This is a genomic window from Brenneria uluponensis (assembly GCF_032395385.1).
Taxonomy (GTDB): domain Bacteria; phylum Pseudomonadota; class Gammaproteobacteria; order Enterobacterales; family Enterobacteriaceae; genus Prodigiosinella; species Prodigiosinella aquatilis.
In genome coordinates this window covers 539,801-557,129 of sequence record NZ_CP135917.1, presented here as the reverse complement: position 1 = coordinate 557,129, position 17,329 = coordinate 539,801, and the positions used below count along the sequence as shown (strand labels likewise).

The 17,329-nt window shown below is 54.0% G+C and carries 17 protein-coding genes; 1 reads left to right on the top strand and 16 read right to left on the bottom strand.

Annotated features, from left to right (window positions below):
- Window position 1 precedes the first annotated feature (1 nt).
- The 4 genes from RS889_RS02670 to nifL form a co-directional block, all read right to left on the bottom strand.
- The gene (locus RS889_RS02670; RefSeq protein ID WP_315709204.1) at window positions 2-517 is read right to left on the bottom strand and encodes a nitrogen fixation protein NifQ; all 516 of its coding nucleotides are present in this window, start codon (window positions 515-517) and stop codon (window positions 2-4) included.
- A complete protein-coding gene (gene nifB / locus RS889_RS02665) occupies window positions 517-1,923 on the bottom strand; it encodes a nitrogenase cofactor biosynthesis protein NifB (protein ID WP_021017276.1) in 1,407 nt (468 codons plus the stop codon). Before nifB ends, RS889_RS02670 begins: the two co-directional genes overlap by 1 nt.
- Window positions 1,924-2,101: 178 nt before the next feature.
- Window positions 2,102-3,673 carry a nif-specific transcriptional activator NifA gene (gene nifA / locus RS889_RS02660; RefSeq protein WP_021017277.1) on the bottom strand — a complete coding sequence of 524 codons (1,572 nt, stop codon included), beginning with the start codon at window positions 3,671-3,673 and terminating at the stop codon, window positions 2,102-2,104.
- Window positions 3,670-5,157 (bottom strand): nitrogen fixation negative regulator NifL, encoded by a 1,488-nt coding sequence (gene nifL, locus RS889_RS02655; RefSeq protein WP_021017278.1) that lies wholly within the window; start codon window positions 5,155-5,157, stop codon window positions 3,670-3,672. Before nifL ends, nifA begins: the two co-directional genes overlap by 4 nt.
- A gap of 369 nt (window positions 5,158-5,526) precedes the next feature.
- Here nifL and RS889_RS02650 point away from each other — a divergent pair, with 369 nt between their 5' ends.
- Entirely contained in the window at window positions 5,527-6,057 is a 531-nt protein-coding gene (locus RS889_RS02650) for a flavodoxin (RefSeq protein ID WP_315709203.1), read from the top strand.
- A gap of 117 nt (window positions 6,058-6,174) precedes the next feature.
- Here RS889_RS02650 and nifM read toward each other — a convergent pair whose 3' ends face one another.
- The 12 genes from nifM to nifK all read right to left on the bottom strand — a co-directional run bounded on the left by nifM (window position 6,175) and on the right by nifK (window position 17,295).
- On the bottom strand, window positions 6,175-6,963 hold the full coding sequence (nifM, locus tag RS889_RS02645; protein WP_315709202.1) for a nitrogen fixation protein NifM: 789 nt from the start codon (window positions 6,961-6,963) through the stop codon (window positions 6,175-6,177).
- Window positions 6,963-7,406, bottom strand: a complete 444-nt coding sequence (locus RS889_RS02640) for a nitrogen fixation protein NifZ (protein WP_290180688.1) — start codon at window positions 7,404-7,406, stop codon at window positions 6,963-6,965. The genes nifM and RS889_RS02640 overlap by 1 nt, the downstream gene beginning before the upstream one ends.
- Window positions 7,403-7,663: a nitrogenase-stabilizing/protective protein NifW gene (locus RS889_RS02635; RefSeq protein ID WP_315709201.1), complete on the bottom strand. Its 261-nt coding sequence runs from the start codon at window positions 7,661-7,663 to the stop codon at window positions 7,403-7,405. The genes RS889_RS02640 and RS889_RS02635 overlap by 4 nt, the downstream gene beginning before the upstream one ends.
- A 1-nt stretch (window position 7,664) precedes the next feature.
- Window positions 7,665-8,813, bottom strand: a complete 1,149-nt coding sequence (gene nifV, locus RS889_RS02630) for a homocitrate synthase (RefSeq protein WP_315709200.1) — start codon at window positions 8,811-8,813, stop codon at window positions 7,665-7,667.
- A gap of 13 nt (window positions 8,814-8,826) precedes the next feature.
- Window positions 8,827-10,035 (bottom strand): cysteine desulfurase NifS, encoded by a 1,209-nt coding sequence (nifS, locus tag RS889_RS02625; protein WP_315709199.1) that lies wholly within the window; start codon window positions 10,033-10,035, stop codon window positions 8,827-8,829.
- A gap of 25 nt (window positions 10,036-10,060) precedes the next feature.
- On the bottom strand, window positions 10,061-10,885 hold the full coding sequence (nifU, locus tag RS889_RS02620; RefSeq protein WP_315709198.1) for a Fe-S cluster assembly protein NifU: 825 nt from the start codon (window positions 10,883-10,885) through the stop codon (window positions 10,061-10,063).
- Between the two features lie 265 nt (window positions 10,886-11,150).
- The gene (locus RS889_RS02615) at window positions 11,151-11,618 is read right to left on the bottom strand and encodes a NifB/NifX family molybdenum-iron cluster-binding protein (RefSeq protein ID WP_021017287.1); all 468 of its coding nucleotides are present in this window, start codon (window positions 11,616-11,618) and stop codon (window positions 11,151-11,153) included.
- Entirely contained in the window at window positions 11,605-12,990 is a 1,386-nt protein-coding gene (gene nifN, locus RS889_RS02610) for a nitrogenase iron-molybdenum cofactor biosynthesis protein NifN (protein ID WP_315709197.1), read from the bottom strand. The genes RS889_RS02615 and nifN overlap by 14 nt, the downstream gene beginning before the upstream one ends.
- 10 nt (window positions 12,991-13,000) lie before the next feature.
- Window positions 13,001-14,374, bottom strand: coding sequence for a nitrogenase iron-molybdenum cofactor biosynthesis protein NifE (gene nifE / locus RS889_RS02605; RefSeq protein ID WP_315709196.1), 1,374 nt, complete (start codon window positions 14,372-14,374; stop codon window positions 13,001-13,003).
- Between the two features lie 280 nt (window positions 14,375-14,654).
- Window positions 14,655-15,317: a NifB/NifX family molybdenum-iron cluster-binding protein gene (locus RS889_RS02600; RefSeq protein WP_037382461.1), complete on the bottom strand. Its 663-nt coding sequence runs from the start codon at window positions 15,315-15,317 to the stop codon at window positions 14,655-14,657.
- Between the two features lie 15 nt (window positions 15,318-15,332).
- Complete coding sequence (locus RS889_RS02595) at window positions 15,333-15,548, bottom strand: NifT/FixU family protein (protein WP_021017291.1); 216 nt, start codon at window positions 15,546-15,548, stop codon at window positions 15,333-15,335.
- A gap of 178 nt (window positions 15,549-15,726) precedes the next feature.
- A complete protein-coding gene (gene nifK / locus RS889_RS02590) occupies window positions 15,727-17,295 on the bottom strand; it encodes a nitrogenase molybdenum-iron protein subunit beta (RefSeq protein ID WP_315709195.1) in 1,569 nt (522 codons plus the stop codon).
- Window positions 17,296-17,329 lie beyond the last annotated feature (34 nt).

Here is a 17,329-nt window from a genome sequence, read left to right as displayed (position 1 = left end):
GTCAGGTTTCCGGAGCAAAACACAACGCCCATTCGCAACAGTCATCGCAACTGGGCGAGCGGCACACCAGATCCCCGTCCATTTGCAGACAGCGTTGACGATAAAAGAATTTTTTCCAGCGCATATTCTGGTGATTCATGACAACCAACGTAGGGAAACAGTCAATCATCAGTTCACGCAATTCGGCGCGGGAATCCAGCCCCAAATCCTGCCAGAGGTGATTAAATCCCATAGACGCGCAGGCGATCAACTGATGCATGGGAGACGCGTCCTCCGCCATATGTAACCCCAACCACGCGGCCAGTTGCGCACTTTCCTCAAGACGGGCGTGTTGCAGCTCGGTCATCAACGCCTGGCGTTGGTCCCGCTGAGGATCAGGCGCTGGCACACGCCAGGCCAAACGCCACAGTAACCCGCGCCACGCTTCACTGTTCAACCCCATCTGGCTGGGAAAACAGGCGGTGCCGGCATCATGCAGTGACAGCAATCGCCGTAACCATTTTTCCTGCGGTTGCATCAGGCCACTCCTTTTTCATCGCCTGAGGCACACACGGTGAGCTGCCGCTGCCGCCACCAGGTCGTTAGTACGTCCGTCACATTCTGCCATGCGCCCTCGACACAGGGTTCAATGCCGCTGTTTTCCAGTTTCTGCCACGGGGCATAACCAATTCTGGCGCAGAACACGGCTTGAACATCCGCCAGCAGCGCCAACACCGCGTCCATTTTGTCATCGCTATCGGCGGGGTCACAGTCAGCCGCGCCATAACAATATTTCGGCGTAAAACGCTCATTCACCAGAATCACGCCCGCCGCTGACAAGCTGTAGATCTGGAAGCGTTCCGCATGCCCGAAATGACAATCGATAATCTCTCCCTGAGAAGACGCCACCGCCACCAGGCAAGCATCCGGCTCTTCCGATTCACCGCGAGAAGCGATGCTGGCATGAAGCTGCGCACGCTGATGCAGCAGTGGCAAATAAGACGGCGGCTGTGCGGGTAACGCCGACAACGGAAACATCTGACTACGATCTTCACCCAGCATACCGATGGCATCAGCCCGGCACTGCTGGCAGTGCGCCATTTGCGACATCACCGTGCCACAACGCGCCCGCACGTCCGCCAGGCAGGCAGCATCCGGCTCCGGCTGTCCATTAAGACCAAATACCGTGCCATGTTCCGGTTTGGCAATCAGCGGCATGATGTTATGCAAAAAAGCCCCCCACGCCCGCACCTGCTGACTGACTTCGAACATATGCACATCGTTAATGCCGGGAATCAGGACCGAATTCACCTTCACCAGTACACCTTTTTCCGTCAGCCGACGGATCCCCTCCTCCTGCCGCGCCAGCAGAATTTCACCGGCTTCACGTCCGTTATAGCGCTCCCCATCCAACCATAACCAGGCATAGATTTGCGCGGCGATATCCGCATCCAGGGTATTCACTGTCACTGTAACGTGATCAACACCTACATCCACCAGCCGGTCTACCGCGCCTGGCAACATTAACCCATTGGTGGACAAGCACAATTTAAGGTCAGGCAATCGGGTACGCAGCAGTTCAAGTGTTTTAAACGTGTGTCCGATATTGGCCAGCGGATCGCCTGGCCCGGCGATACCGACAACCGAAAGCTGAGGAATGGCGGCTGCAACCTGTTGGGCTTTGGCAACCGCCTGTTGCGGCGTTAGCAATTCAGACACAACCCCCGGGCGCGACTCATTGCTGCAATCATATTTACGATTACAGTAGTTGCATTGCAGATTGCAGGCTGGCGCAACCGCCAGATGCATACGGGCATACTGATGATGACCACTGACCGAATAACAAGGGTGATGAGCAACCTTACTGGCCTGGAGTGGCGTGAATGTCTCGGCATTGTCGGTATGACAACGGAGCGACCCTGATGAAGAAGAACAAGATGTCATGGTTATCGTCTGCGGTTACGGAATCATACTTTTGCTGGTGCAAAACCCATACCGTTCGACTATCTTAAAAAAATACAATAATAAACAATGAGATAAAATAAAAAAACACACTGATAGATTTGTCATCATTGCGGCATTGAGGCTGACATTGTGACAAATGCCACAACGCCGCAAATGCTTACAGACGATGCATGTTGATATCCATGATCTGAATGCGGTAGGCCACCTGACGCGGCGTCATCCCCAGTAAACGAGCGGCTTTAGCCTGTACCCAACCAGTTTTTTCCAGCGCGGCAATCAATCGCTGACGTTCATCCAGACTTTGATCCAGCCAGCTTTCATCCGTCGGGATGGGGGCCGAGGATTTTGGGAGTAACGGCGCAGAGTCATGGTGATTGAACAGAATCACATCCCGGTCAATCAGCCCGGTCTCCGTCATCACCGCCGCCCTTTCCAGACAATTTTCCAGTTCCCGCACGTTGCCCGGCCAACTGTAGCTCATCAGCAGACGGATAGCGCCGTCGCTGATACGCAATTGCCGCCCCTGATGAGTGGCGATTTTCCGCACCAGGAAATGGGCCAGCTCAATGATATCCTCCTGGCGTTCACGCAGCGGCGGTAGCGACACCGGCATGACATTCAACCGGTAATAGAGGTCTTCACGAAAATTACCGGCCCGGACTTCCTCTTCCAGTTTGCGGTTGGTAGCGGCGATGATCCGCACATCCACCTTGATGGTTTCATCGCCCCCGACCCGCTCCATTTCACCTTCCTGCAAAATACGCAGCAGTTTGGCCTGAAATGACGCACTGCTTTCGCCAATTTCATCCAGAAACAGCGTGCCACCATCCGCCAGTTCAAAACGCCCTTTACGCTGACGCACTGCGCCGGTAAACGCCCCTTTTTCATGGCCGAACAGCTCGCTTTCCAGCAAGTTATCCGGCAGTGCCGCACAATTGAATTTTACAAACGGTGCGGAGGCACGCGGGGAATTATAGTGAATAGCATTGGCGATCAGTTCTTTACCGGTACCACTCTCTCCCCGCACCAACACCGTGGTATCCCATTTGGACACCTGGCGAATAATGTCTATCGTCTGGCGCATGGCCGGGCTTTTCCCCACCATATTTTCAAAGCCAAACGGCCGAGACACTTTACAGGCGGGCGACGGCGATGATACCACCGGGCCGTCATTATCCCGACGCACCGGCTGCATCAACCGTACCGTCTGAGACGTCAGATTCGCCACCGTTTCCAGAAAACGGGTACTGGCTGGTAAGCGATCCTCATACAGTGCCATCGGCTGCGCCGCCAGTACGCCGATAGGTTCCTGATCCAGTCCAGGGATCGGGACACAGATAAAAGGCAAGTCATAATCATAGATACTCAAACGATCGAGAAAACGCTGATCGTCTGCCACGCGCTTTAGTACCAGTGGCTGCCGCTGACTCATCACGGTTCCCACCAGCCCTTCTCCCGGGCGATAGCGTATCTGGCTGCTGCTGGCGACCACATGCTCATCCGCGCGATGTAATGCTTCGATCACCAGCGCACCACGCTGTTTGTCAAACAGACAAATCATGCCATGTTGCATAAATGCATCATCATGCAGTATCCGCAGTACCGCCTGTAGTGCTTTACCAACTTCCGTGGTGCGGCTCAATGCCACACTGATACGTTGCACAGCAGTAAACTGCTGAGACAAGTCAAAACGCCATACCACTTTGCCCGTATCAGGGAGATGTGTCATTTTGTACCTCCTGTCAGTGACGAGGTTTGGGGTAAACGCAGGGTTAAGCAGGTTCCTCCGGCAGGGCGGAGCGTGAGATCGATCGCGCCCTGATGATGCGCCACCAACGTTTGTATCAGCCGCAACTCCATCCCTTTACCCGGCGTGGATAACGCCGCTTGTGAACGGGAGTAACGCACCTGTTCCAGTGGGACATTGTCGTCGATATACAGCACCAGCCAGTGGTTATCCTGACGGGCAAAAATATGCAGATCCAACGTAAAAGGCTGGATTTCCGCGGCCAGTGACAGTGTTCGGTCCAGCCACAGGCTGAGCATGGCGAGGAGCTGGGTTCGTTGAACGAAAGCACACAACTCTGGCACTTCCAGCGCATAGCGCAGACAATCGCCATTGCTAAAACGGGTATGGTAAAGCGCGGACAAATCATCCAGCAGTGCCTTGAGTGACCACATTTCCGCCGGTTCAAAGTCCAGTGATGGACGGCAAGCTTGCAGGCGCACCACTGCGTCTTCACCTTCTCGCCAGGCAGATTCCAGCGCGACATTACTGCCGTTCTCACCGTTCAATTGCCGGGCGGCGGCCAGCATATTAATCGGGCAGTTAAGCTGAATCAGCGCCGCATCCAACGATTCACGAATTGCCGCCAGCAACTTGCCATTGGTTAACTGTTGTTTCAAACGATCCAGTTGGCCCTGCTGTTGCTGTTGCTGCTGTTCAGTACAATCGGTAATCACAATCAGGGTGCGGGGCAAGGCGGTATCGGTAAAATAACGACTGGCTTCTTCGTTGACGCCGGGCAATGCCCAGTACCCCAGAGACAACCAGCGTACCGTGCCACGAATGGTTACCGACACCCGCTCGCCTTCCTGCAATGCGTGTTTATTTAACGGATAACCCAGCACCGTGAGCAACTCCCGCCCACCGCAATCAGCACGCAGCGTTTTATACGCCAGATTATCCATCACCACCTGATCATGCTCATCCACCACTACCACAGCAGCAGGAATATTATTCAGAACGGCGGTGATCATCGTCATATGGTTACGCAGCCGCTGTTCCAGCGCGTAGCGTTCGCTGATGTCTTTGTGCATCGCCAGATAATGTTCCACTTCACCGGCGATATTGAAAATCGGCGTAATATCAATTTCCGCCAGATAAAGAGTGCCATCCCGGCGACGGTTGATCAGTTGCCCGCGCCAGGCACACCCCTGCAACAAACACTGCCACATGTCGTGATAGACCTCGCGCGGTGTCTGCTGGCTGGCCAAAATACGGTGATTCTGCCCCACTAACTGCTGAAGGTTATACCCGGTCAAGTGACAAAACGCCGGGTTGGTATACACGATGTGCGCATCGGGATTGGTAAGGGAGATAGCCACCGACGATTGCTCCACGACTGTTGAAAATAGCGATGGATGCTGTCGGGATAAATGACTGGCTATCTCTCCTAAAGGAAATGATTCAGCCGTCAGGTTGATCGTCATAGAACACTCCCATACGGTACCGTTTGTGATGTCTTGTTTACGACAATTTGTGACCTCACCCGACATCACAGTCAGTTGATTGTCAGTAGGCAATAACCCTGCAAACCTCATGCCTTTTATTGATTAACACAACTAAACATTGATCTTGATTCGGGTTTTACGTAACAAAGGATAAGAAGCCTTGTAACACAAGGATTGGTCATCTCTTTCTTATTATTCAATTGCTCATAAATAGAGCAATGATTGTGCAGATTTGCTCCACAGATGTGCATGATAAAGCTGGCATAGCATTCGCATTATGAGGGAGTGAGACGGCCATCAAGGGGATGGTTGCTTTCCTTTATTCACCTTTCTGTCAGGAGCGTATTCATGGCTAACATTGGCATATTCTTTGGCACCGATACCGGGAAAACCCGTAAAATTGCCAAAATGATCCACAAGAAACTGAGCGACATGGCGGATGCACCGGTCAATATCAATCGCGCCACACTGGAGGATTTTCTCTCCTATCCAGTGCTGTTGCTGGGAACCCCGACACTGGGTGACGGGCAACTACCAGGCTGCGATGCCGGTTGCGAAAGTGAATCCTGGCTGGAATTCGCCGATATGCTGGCAAGCGCCAATCTTCAGGGCAAAACCATAGCGCTATTCGGGTTGGGGGATCAACAAGGATACCCGGATAACTTTGCCAGTGGTCTGAAAGCGCTGTACGACATCGTTACCGGCTGTGGAGCCAGTGTGGTGGGAGAGTGGCCCAATGACGGTTATGAGTTCAACGCATCTGCCGCATTGGTTGAGGATAAATTTGTCGGGCTGGTCATCGATCAGGATAATCAATACGACCTGACCGAAGAGCGAGTTGACAACTGGCTGGCGCAGATCAAACCCGCCATTATGTAATACCGGTGCGTCCAATCGCTATTCCAATCATCCCCGCCAATGCGGGGATCTATCCCTCTGACACCTTCGATGGTTATTCATCAATACACTCCTGCACGGGCACGACGGCAGCAATGACTATGTCAGCAACTGCTGGAGCCACTGTCGCTGAAACTGCTTTTGCCGCAGCAGGAATAACTGTTTTGCCGCGCCGGGCAGAGCTTCTGCTTCTGAAAGTAATCCTGCCGGGCGAATCGCCTCGCACAGCAGTAAATGCAGACCCAGTTCCGTTTCCACCGGTGCGCTCAATGCCTCCGCCGATAAGGCAAACAACGCTTTTTCCAGTTGTGGATACAGTAACCCTTTACTCACCCATCCCATTTGTCCACCTTCCATCGCGGTCGGACAATGAGAATAACGGCGCGCTAGTGTGTCGAACTGGTCAGGATCTTCACACAAACGCCGATGCAGCATCGCCATTTGCTGGCAGATTTGCGGACGATTTTCATCGATGGTCAATAGCAGATGACGCGCCTTACGCTGTTCGGGACGATAAAAACGTTCGACATGCCGTCGATACCACTGCACCACCGCTTCAGCATCCGGTAGCGGCGTCTGCGCCGCAACCCATGCCAGTTGCTGATCCATTAATGCGTGATGTCGGATAATCGACTGTTGCTCCGCATCGGGAAAACCGGCGATCGTCAACTCTTGCACCAATGATTGCTGTACGCGGTGTAATATTTGCTCATCCACCGCTGACAGACGTTGCTGCGCGGCGGCCACAACAGCAGTTTCCAGCGCTATCTGTCGCTCAACATATTGAATAAACTGGGGTAGTGCGTCAGCGGGAAGCTGTTCCGGTTCACAGTGCCAACGCTGCTGCGCCAGCTTAATACGGCTGTAACGTTGCCAGGGAACCTGCATCAGCCGTCAATCTCCAGATTAATCAGCGCGGACGACGGCACCTGAAACAACCGTTCACCAAATATCACCGCATAACAGTCACGTTGTGACCCTTCATCTGTCCCGATAATGTGCCCCACCACGCCCTGAGCGATAACAATTTCACCCTGTATTGATAGGGGCTGCGCAGCACTAACCCGATCACCATACTGAAAGCTGTCGCTATCCCAGGGGAGCGTAGCCGAAATCAGTTCCTGCTGACGACAGCCGACGATGCAATCTTCACTAATAAAATGCACCTGGTAGATGATCTGATCCTGTAAAAAATGCCCCCATTCACGCACATATCCCAGACTGCCACGGCGTATCAACAACTCACCGCGGGCTTTTCCGGCAAAGGTGCCATCATTGCGCAGCGGGCGAATCACCCTCACCTGCTCACCAAATGCAAATACGGATGTCATTGCGATTCTCCCGGCTGTATCTGCTGATAACTTTCTGCCAGCAAGCGTCGCGCCAGTTGCCAGTCGGCGGTTGTGCTATCTTCCAGGTTATTACGCAACGGCACCGCCGCCGCCAAACGGCGGTGAAATTCACGCAGAACCGGTAAATGACATTTACTTAACCAGGACGCATCATAAGGTAGGTCAAAGAACGCAAAAAACGACTCTGCCGACTCCAGCTCTGCAACCCCCGGTAATCGATTAAACCACTCCATCATTTTATCCTTCCTGACAGTGCCGTTCGTTATCTACCCCGTACAGATCCTGATAGATTTGCACCAGTTCACTCTCACGAGGATTGCGCTTCCAGTTTTCCGCAAAGGTACGGACTACTTGCAAAATATCCTGGATTTGCCGGCTGTCGAGCCGGTAACCCAGACGGGCAAAAATACCGTCCACCGCCTGGCGTCCCGAGTGTTTTCCCAGCACCAGCCGATATTCGCGCCCCATCAATGCAGGATTGATACCCTGATAACTATCCTTATGGCGTAACAGTGCCGCCACATGTACACCCGACTCATGAGTAAATACCTGTTCGCCTACCAGCGGTTGCTGTACATCAATGCGGCGTTGCGCTGCATCTGCAACCTGACGGCATAACGCCGGAAGCCGTGCGAAATCAATCCCGCAATCCCGCCCCAGACAGGTTTGCAACGACAACGCGACCGTTTCCAGCGCCGCATTGCCCGCTCGTTCTCCCAGCCCCAGTACGGTGGTATTCACGTGCGTCGCACCGGCCTTGACTGCAGCCAGCGTATTGGCGGTGGCCAACCCTAAATCGTTATGCGCATGCATTTCTATCTCGCCATCCCAATGCTGACGCAACCCGGTAATGCGCGCAAAAGTGGTAAAGGGATCGAGGATCCCCAGCGTATCAGCAAAACGTAGCCGCTCCGCCCCCACGACACTGCCGAGACCAGCTAACATATACAGTACGGCATCGCTGGCACGAGAAGCATCTTCACAACCGATGCTCACCCGACATCCCTGACGCCGGGCCAGGTCGCTCAACGAAGCCAGTTGCGTTTCCACCCACGACCACGGCTGATGCAGCTTTTGTTCCCGCAGTAAATCCGAGGCAGGAACAGAAATATCCACCCAGTCCATACCGAGATCGACAGCCTGGCGGATTTCCTCTGCATTCATCCGGCACCAGGCCATCATGACAGTATCCGGCAACTGTCGCCGTACTGCCGCCATCGACGCACGCTCTTCCGCCCCCATTGCCGGCGTTCCCACCTCCAGCTCCGGCACACCTGCATCCACCAGCGCCTGAGCGATAGCCAGTTTTTCACTGGCCCGGAATGCCACACCGGGACTTTGCTCACCGTCCCGCAGGGTGGTGTCGTTGATGATCACCTGGGCCATGCTTTTCTCCTGTTCAGCCATAAGTCGGTGCAAAGTCGGTGCTGTGAGATGCAGCTGGCTTACCTTGTTGCCAGTAGGGTGATAACGTTCGCAGTCGAGCCACAATCGGTGGTACCTGCTCAATCACATAATCGATCTCTTTTTCACGGGTATAACGTGAAAGCGAAAAACGGATACTGCCATGCGCGGCGGTATACGGAATGCTCATCGCCCGCATCACATGCGACGGTTCCAGCGACCCAGACGTACAGGCGCTGCCACTGGACGCGGCAATACCGCAATGATTCAGCAGCAATAAAATTGCTTCCCCTTCGATAAATTCAAACGCAATATTCAGCGTATTAGGCGTTCTGGGTTGATCGCCGCCCATCACCATGACATGGGAAACGGCCTGTTCCAGCCCGTGTTGCAGCTTATCCCGCAGTTGAGCAATGGAGGCATCCATCATGGGTTGATGCACTTCCGCCAGTTCACAGGCGCTGCCCATACCGACGATACCGGCAATATTTTCTGTCCCGGCCCGGCGTCCCCGCTCCTGATGACCGCCGCGCAGCAATGGACGAAAGCGGGTATTACGACGCAAATAAAGACAACCAACCCCTTTCGGGCCATGAATTTTATGGGCGGAACAGGAGAGCATGTCTATTTCCGTCGCTGACAGCGCAATGGGGATTTTGCCCACCGCCTGCACTGCATCGCAGTGAAACAGCACACCGTGCTCATGGGCCAACGCGGCCATCTCTCTCACCGGGAAGACCACCCCGGTTTCATTGTTGGCCCACATCACGCTGACCAGCGCGACGCGCTCACTGAGCAACTGGCGATATGCCGCCAGATCCAACGCGCCTTCAGGAGAAACCGCTAACCGATGAATGGTATAACCCTGTCGCTCCAGGTTTTCACATACCTCCAGAGTGGCCGGATGTTCCACGGCGGTAACGATGATTTCGCGTTTTTCCGGCGCCAGCGTGACCGCGGAATAAATAGCAGTCGATGTGGCTTCGGTCGCACCGGACGTAAAAATGATTTCGCTGTCATGTTGCGCACCCAACAGGCTGGCAACTTGCTGACGTGCCCGCTCCATTCCTCCGCGACTGGGCACACCAAAATCATGAATGGACGAGGGATTGCCATAGTAATCACTCAGGAACGGTAGCATCGCCTCCAGCACCATCGGGTCGATACGGGTGGTGGCATTGTTATCCAGATACACGTTTTTCATTACCTGCTCCTCATCACAGAAAAAGTTACGCCACCACCACTTCCATGTAGCGCCCAACGCGTTCAACCAGTTTTTGCTGTAACCAGGCCAGCGTCATGTCGGTCATCATGCAGCCACTGCAACTACCGGAAAGCGCCACCGTTACCTGTTGCTCACTGACATTGACCAGCGACATATCACCGCCATCCGCCTGAATGTGAGGACGCAGTTCAGCCACTACCTCAGCCACGGATTGCCAGTTTTCATTTTCGGGACAAGGTGCCGTTACCGCCGCCACCGGCTGTTCACGCAGAATCTGCGCCAGCGCCAGCTCAATTTTTTCATGACAGGACGTACAACCGCCGCCCGCCTTGGTGTAATTGATAATCTCTTCCAACGTGGTCAGGCCGTTGGTCACCACTGCACGCCGAATCTGCCCTTCATCGACGGCAAAGCATTTGCAGATCAGCGCCCCCTCTTCGTGGTCATCCTCCAGGGATTCACCGCGATAGCTGGCAATGGCCGCACGTAACGCCTCCTGCCCCATGACCGAGCAGTGCATTTTTTCCGGCGGTAATCCATCGAGGTAGTCGGCAATTTGCTGATTGGTCACTTGCTCGGCCTGATGCAGCGTACGACCGATAATCAGTTCAGTCAGCGCGGAAGAGGAGGCGATGGCGCTGCCACAACCGAAGGTTTGAAAACCGGCATCCAGAATGGTTTCACTGTCAGGATCCACTCGCAGCATCAAGCGCAGCGCATCCCCACAGCTCAGGGAACCCACATCACCCACGGCATTGGCTTCCGGTACCACTTTGGCGTTGCGTGGATTAAAAAAATGATCTTTCACTTTCTCAGAATAGTTCCACATTCTCTGCTCCCTACTGAATTGGTTGAGACGCGAAAGAGGGTTGCTATCGCTCATTCTCAACGGCGCTTGTCTTATGGTCTGGATAGTAAAAACAGAGCAAATGTGATGCCAGTCACACAAAAGAAGGTATATCAATGAGATAGGGAAATGCAGCCCGAAAAAAAACCACGAAAATGTCGTGGTTTATGTAAGCTTTGTCACAGAAATGACATTCTGTCAGGCCACATCGACGCAAGCAGAGTGTGTTATCCCATACAAGCCAGGATTAACCCGCATCATCCTCCTCGTGCCATTCCCTTTCCGCCATCAATTGCTCGAAACGATCGGGATCGCGCTGTCGTCGTGTTGTCATTTGCTCCATCGGCTTCCAGCATTGCTGAATTTGCTGCAACAGCATCGCAATCGACGTATCCGCCGGCACCCGTACCGCACGCACACCAACCTGCAATAACTGGCGGAACACCGTATCGCCAATCGCCACACAGTACAGCGTCACACAATCTTCCAGCGCATCAATTCGACAGGTCAACTTGTCTTCCTGATGACCGTACTGCACGTTGAAATCCACCACTTTCAGCAGTGTGACCTGATCTTCCTTGACGCCATAAATCACCAGCCGTGGCGTGGCGCCAAAATGCTGATCCACATGGTGATAATCAGAACTGGCGAAAGCGACCTTCATCGACCACACGGCGGCGCTGATGGTACTGAGATGACGATTAACATGATGCATGATGCGCCTCCCGCATCTGCATCGGAGGAAAATGCTGCTTCAGCGGCGAGTGATAAACCGGCTGATGGTGATGACGTTCCTGCATCGAATTCGCCAGCTCGAACAGGGTATCGCGCATACCGGCATACCCTTGACGCTGACGGCGAAATTCTCCCAGGCGATCAAAAATCGGAAAGCCGGCACGAATCAGTGGAATACCAAACTGCTCCGCTACATCTACCGCGTGAGAGTTCGCCACCAGCATATCCGTCGGCGTCAGGCGCAACATGGCCTGCAAATCCTCCAGATCGCCAATCACCACCTGCTCCACCGGTAGCGTCGCCAGGCTCTGCTGATTAACCGGTGCCAGCAGATGTGTCGGTATCATTCCCTGACTGATAGCAAAGTCACACCACGACATCAGTAAATCGCCTTCCGTCGCCAGTGCCAGCCGTCGTCCCTGTAACCACATGTGGCAGTCAATCATCGCATCCTGCAATTGCCCGCGCTGACGTTCAATCCAGCCTGGCACATCACGCCCGGACAGCTGTTGCAGATGATGAATAAACCGATCCACATTCTCCATCGTCATCAGGTGCGGCAGATTCAGCGACAATCCACGACTGCGCATCGCCATCAGATTAGACGCACGATGCAGCGACCCACCGAGGGTAATGGTGCTCTGGCTTTGTCCCATCTGTTCGATGTTGCGCAGCGATGTTCCCCCTTGAGTCACAGCATGAAAGTCACCACCCGCCAGATGACCATCTAATGATAACGACAAATCCGGCAGTATCACCGGCTGTAGACCAAAGGCTTCCACATAGCTACGAATCAGCTCCACATCACCAGGCGTGATCAAATGGCTGAGCAGCAGATTGACCCGCTTGTTACGCATCCCCACCGGCGGCTTTTCCGGCACCCATTGTTGGATCACGCTTTCCACCACCGCACTGAAGCCATTTTCCAGCGAACCATAGAAATCCGGCGTGTTGACCGTCAGGATCGCCACCGCCTTAAAACGGGGAAAATCATCACGAAACTGACGCACCGCCCGGGACAGATCGCTGCCCTGCGCTTCAGACAGACCCGTGCTCACAATCACAATCGCCTTCGGTGCATTACGCTGGCACAACGTGGAAAGCGCGGTGAAAATGTTGCCATCGGCACCCATGATGGTGGTAGTCGGGTCCATCGCTGTGGATTGCAACGGAACCGGTTCGTGAAAATGCTGAATAAAAAACACTTTGGCGAACGCACTACAACCCTGTGCGCCATGAACCAGGGGGATACTCTGTTCAATCCCCAGGCTGGCCAGGATCGCCCCCAGCGGCTGTCCGCTTTTGATCGGGCTGGTGGCTAAGGGTTTTTTATTGCGAATAATCTGCGCCATACTGTTCTCCTTAATGCCAGGGGGCACTCTGATGAGACTGCTGCCAAACCGGACTTTCCAGCGTCAGACAGAGTTGCTCTGCCAACGTAACGATGCCCCGGTAACCCGCAAACGCATGCTCACGCTCCTGATTGATATCGAGGAACGGCAGCCGTGCCTTGTACGCGGTGTACATGTTACGGCCACCGGCAATCATGATGTCGGCACCATAGCGATACACCACATCCAACAAGGTTCGGGCATTGCCCTCGTCCAGCATCAGTGCATCCTCCCCCATCAATTCGCGAATGCGCTGCTTGTCTTCTTCAGTAGATTTACGCGTTCCGGTTGCCACCACGGTCATGCCTAAATCCTGCAATGCGGAAACCACCGACCAGGATTTCACACCGCCGGTATACAACAGCACTTTCCGACCGCGCAAACGCTCACGGTACGGTGCCAGCGCCTGTTCGGCGACCGCTTCCTCGCGGGCGATCATCGCCTCCGTGCGCTGTATCAAATCCTCGTCCCCGATCAGCGTCACCAGCGCACGCAGCGCCTCTGACATGGCCCGCACCCCATAAAAACTGCCTTCGAACCACGGGATGTGGTAACGCTGTTCCAGCATTCTGGCGACATTAATCAACGCCCGCGAACACACCACCATATTCACCTCGGCATGATGCATGGTCTGGATCTCGGCAAAACGCCCATCGCCAGACAAATTGCCCAGCACGCGGATACCCAATTCATCCAGCAGCGGTAATACGTTCCAGAACTCACCGGCAATATTGAATTCACCAATTAAACCGATATTGTGTCGATGCTCCACCGCCAGCGGATAATCTTCCGGCCAGGGCGCCGGGTCGCGCTGCCCAATGACCTTCTTGACCATCACTTCCCCGGCAATACGGTTGCCGAGGTTTTTACTGCCATAAAAACCCGCCGCGTCAATAGCGATGACCGGCACCCCCACCGCGACCTCGGCCGCACGACATACCGCTTCAATATCATCCCCTTCCATCGCCGGTACACAGGTGTTATAGATAAACACCGCCGCTGGCTTATAGTGGCTGACAATATGTCGCACAGCATGAAACAACCGCCGCTCACCGCGCCCCATGATCACATCCTGCTCGTTAAGATCGGTGGTGAATCCCAGCCGATTAAGCGTCGGGCCGGAACTCCGACTACCACGGTTATCCCAGGAACTGCCGGTACAGCCGATAGGGCCATGCACCAGATGGGCGACATCCGACAATGGCAACAGCGTAATTTGCGCACCGTCAAAGGCGCAGCCTCCCGCCGTCGCTCCAGGTTTTGGCGCACTGCATCCCGACTTTTGCTTATGGTTATGTTCACAAGCCGGTTCGTCGAGTAACGCCAGTATTTCATTCCCCTTCATCTCAGCCTCATCCTGTAAGTTGCCACTACCAGGACACTGCAAATCGCAGGCCAGATGTTATTGGTTGATTTTTAAGAGAATAAGGATGTCGGTTTTCTGACAAAGCGGACAATTGGCGTAACGACGCCTATTCACGCCATCAGGCAACGGGGAAACATCGGGAGAAAATCGAACGCGGGGAAAGGGACAGAATACAGAACATGCTGAGATCGATGCCTTATCATTGGCATAAGCCGATGAATGCCCGCCGGCACGGGCATGACAAAGCGTCAGGTCGCGATCAAAACACCCGATTGTCCAACGGGTTGTCTTTCCCCAACCGTTTGGCCAACCAGGGTGGTAAATCGCCAGCCAGCATGGTTTGCAACATCTCGCGCTGAGACGAGATGCTGGTGCCGGGCGTGACCTTCACCGGGTGAATATTGTGGCGGATGATCCGGGCGGCGGCCGGGCCACCAATCGCTTCGCAGAACAGCAGATGGCAATCCTTCAGCAAGTCAGCGCGAACGTCGTTGCCTTCCTGATCCGGTGACTCGCCAGGATAACGGCGCAACGCGTACAGCCAGGAATATTCCCCCTCAAACGCGTAAATAAAAAATAACCGGCACTGGCCGAAATGACCATTAATGGTCAGGCCATCCTGCGAGGCAAAAGCCACCAGCAAATGGTTCGACATCAGATGACGGGGTTCTACCGACAAGTGTTCCGGTAATTCACCGTTCAGACAATTCATCACCTGTTGCCAGCGATTAAGGGTCATGATGGATACATCGCCGGGGAAACGCGCTTCAAGCTCTCCCAGAGACAGCGACTGTAATTGCTCCAGATCCAACCCGGCATCGCTTTCCTGACAAAGCCAGTTCAACAACTGCGCTGGGGTCAACTCCGGCATGTACTGGATTAACGCAAACAACCGCCAGAACAGTATATCGTCTTTAGATATCATCCTCTTCTCCTGTCAGGGTTCGGATCGGGTCGCCCGCAGGCTGACCGGAAATGCCGGTTTACCCGCTTGCGGGCTGATGTAATAGGCCTTTCCACCTTCCAGCTCGACACGGCCCCCCCAATAATCGTGCCGATCAAACTCCATACCTGTCACTTTGGCTTCCAGATCCAGCTTGGCGATGTAGCAATAGAGGTGCTCATTACACTCACGCAAAATCACTATTGGCATTGGGTCCTCCTTTGCAGCAGACAATGACCCGGGCGCCGCCGGGTTTTGGATTTCAGATAATTATCAAGCAGTAGTGCCTGACGCTTCTCCCTGACGCTCCTCTTCACCAGGGGAGGGAAAAAACCTCCAGCGCTCTATGAAGGCTCTTCTCCTCTCCAGGGGAGTTGTGAAGGGGTTATCAACGGATAAGGTCAAAGTTGTAATCAGTTTTACCCAATTTCATGGTTTCCCGATCCAGCTTCTCCAGTACCGCGTTCACCAATGTCGTCAGGATCGACATTGCACCTTCATAGCCCCAGGTAGTCTGACGGTGCAGATGGTGACGATCAAACAGCGGGAAACCGAGACGGATCAACGGCACTTCAAACTGCTCGCCCTTCGCCAACGTATCGCGCTGGATAAACTTACCGTAGGAATTGCCGATCATGAAATCCGGTTTATTGGTAAACATCAGCGAGCGGAAATGCCATAGATCGCAGCCGACATACACTTCACTGCCCTGGCCGTAAGGGGAGTCCGCCAGCATTTTCTTCATCGCCTTCTGCCAGCGTTTGTTGCCGTTATGGCACAGGATAACGGTTGGTTCACACCCTAATTCCAGCAAAAACCGCGTCAGTCCCATGACAAAATCTGGATCGCCATACAATCCGAAGCGCTTGCCATGCAGCCAGGTGTGGGAATCCAGCATCATGTCCACCAGCCGTCCGCGTTCCAGCGTCAGTTCGTCTGCAATCGGCTTGCCGGTCAGTTCGCTGATCGTCATCAACAGCTTATCCGTCGCCGCCAGACCGATCGGCACCGCTACCTCAGTCGCCGGCTGCTGCCAGTTTTCCTGCACCACTTTCTTGGTTTTGGCCAGTTGCCACGGTTGTAACAACAGAGTATCGATAGCGTTGGGGGCCTCGCGCATCTCCTGTTGAGTCGTGCCGCCGGCATACATGCGATAGTGTCCATCCGCCGGGGTATCCAGTACGTCAGACGGATCTGACAATAGGCTGCACGGCACCTCCATTTGCGCCATCATGCGTTTAATCACCCGATAATTGCCGAGGTAGGTTTCAAACCCGGTGACCACATTCAGCCGTTGCTGACTGCCCGGCTGATATTGTTTTCCTTCACCACCGGTGAAGGTACGGGCAAAACCTTCAAACATGTTGTCCCAACCGGTAACGTGACTACCAATGAAACTCGGTGTGTGTGCATAGGGAATCGGCATGTCGGCATCAACAAAACCATCCTTTTTCGCATTGGCGATAAACGCCTGTAAATCATCACCAATGACCTCCGCCATGCAGGTGGTGGAAACGGCGATCACTTCCGGTTTGTATAACGCACTGGCGTTTTCCAGCCCGGTATTCATGTTCTTGTTGCCACCAAATACTGCCGCATCTTCAGTCATGGAATCGGAAACGCAGGCCACCGGTTCTTTAAAATGCCGGTTAAAGTAAGTACGAAAGTACGCCACACAGCCTTGCGAACCATGCACATACGGTAACGTATTGGCAAACCCCAGCGAACACAGCACCGCACCTAACGGCTGACACGCCTTGGCCGGGTCGATGGTTAGCGCTTCGCGCTTGAAATTCAGTTCCTTGTACTCTTCAGTGGTGGTCCACTCAAATACCTCGCGGACACGCTGCTCATCATGGCCCTCTTCCAGATGGCGTTTATTACGAAACAGCGCCTGGTACTCTTCCTGCTCAAATAACGGATAGCAGGGTTGGGGATTCTCAACGGTTTGACTCATGTTCTTCTCCTCCCGCGCCACTAATCGGTGAACT

Coding starts and splice junctions, on each gene's coding strand:
- RS889_RS02670 (WP_315709204.1), bottom strand. CDS start 517: ATGCAACCGCAGGAAAAATGGTTACGGCGATTGCTGTCACTGCATGAT.
- nifB (WP_021017276.1), bottom strand. CDS start 1,923: ATGACATCTTGTTCTTCTTCATCAGGGTCGCTCCGTTGTCATACCGAC.
- nifA (WP_021017277.1), bottom strand. CDS start 3,673: ATGACACATCTCCCTGATACGGGCAAAGTGGTATGGCGTTTTGACTTG.
- nifL (WP_021017278.1), bottom strand. CDS start 5,157: ATGACGATCAACCTGACGGCTGAATCATTTCCTTTAGGAGAGATAGCC.
- RS889_RS02650 (WP_315709203.1), top strand. CDS start 5,527: ATGGCTAACATTGGCATATTCTTTGGCACCGATACCGGGAAAACCCGT.
- nifM (WP_315709202.1), bottom strand. CDS start 6,963: ATGCAGGTTCCCTGGCAACGTTACAGCCGTATTAAGCTGGCGCAGCAG.
- RS889_RS02640 (WP_290180688.1), bottom strand. CDS start 7,406: ATGACATCCGTATTTGCATTTGGTGAGCAGGTGAGGGTGATTCGCCCG.
- RS889_RS02635 (WP_315709201.1), bottom strand. CDS start 7,663: ATGATGGAGTGGTTTAATCGATTACCGGGGGTTGCAGAGCTGGAGTCG.
- nifV (WP_315709200.1), bottom strand. CDS start 8,813: ATGGCCCAGGTGATCATCAACGACACCACCCTGCGGGACGGTGAGCAA.
- nifS (WP_315709199.1), bottom strand. CDS start 10,035: ATGAAAAACGTGTATCTGGATAACAATGCCACCACCCGTATCGACCCG.
- nifU (WP_315709198.1), bottom strand. CDS start 10,885: ATGTGGAACTATTCTGAGAAAGTGAAAGATCATTTTTTTAATCCACGC.
- RS889_RS02615 (WP_021017287.1), bottom strand. CDS start 11,618: ATGCATCATGTTAATCGTCATCTCAGTACCATCAGCGCCGCCGTGTGG.
- nifN (WP_315709197.1), bottom strand. CDS start 12,990: ATGGCGCAGATTATTCGCAATAAAAAACCCTTAGCCACCAGCCCGATC.
- nifE (WP_315709196.1), bottom strand. CDS start 14,374: ATGAAGGGGAATGAAATACTGGCGTTACTCGACGAACCGGCTTGTGAA.
- RS889_RS02595 (WP_021017291.1), bottom strand. CDS start 15,548: ATGCCAATAGTGATTTTGCGTGAGTGTAATGAGCACCTCTATTGCTAC.
- nifK (WP_315709195.1), bottom strand. CDS start 17,295: ATGAGTCAAACCGTTGAGAATCCCCAACCCTGCTATCCGTTATTTGAG.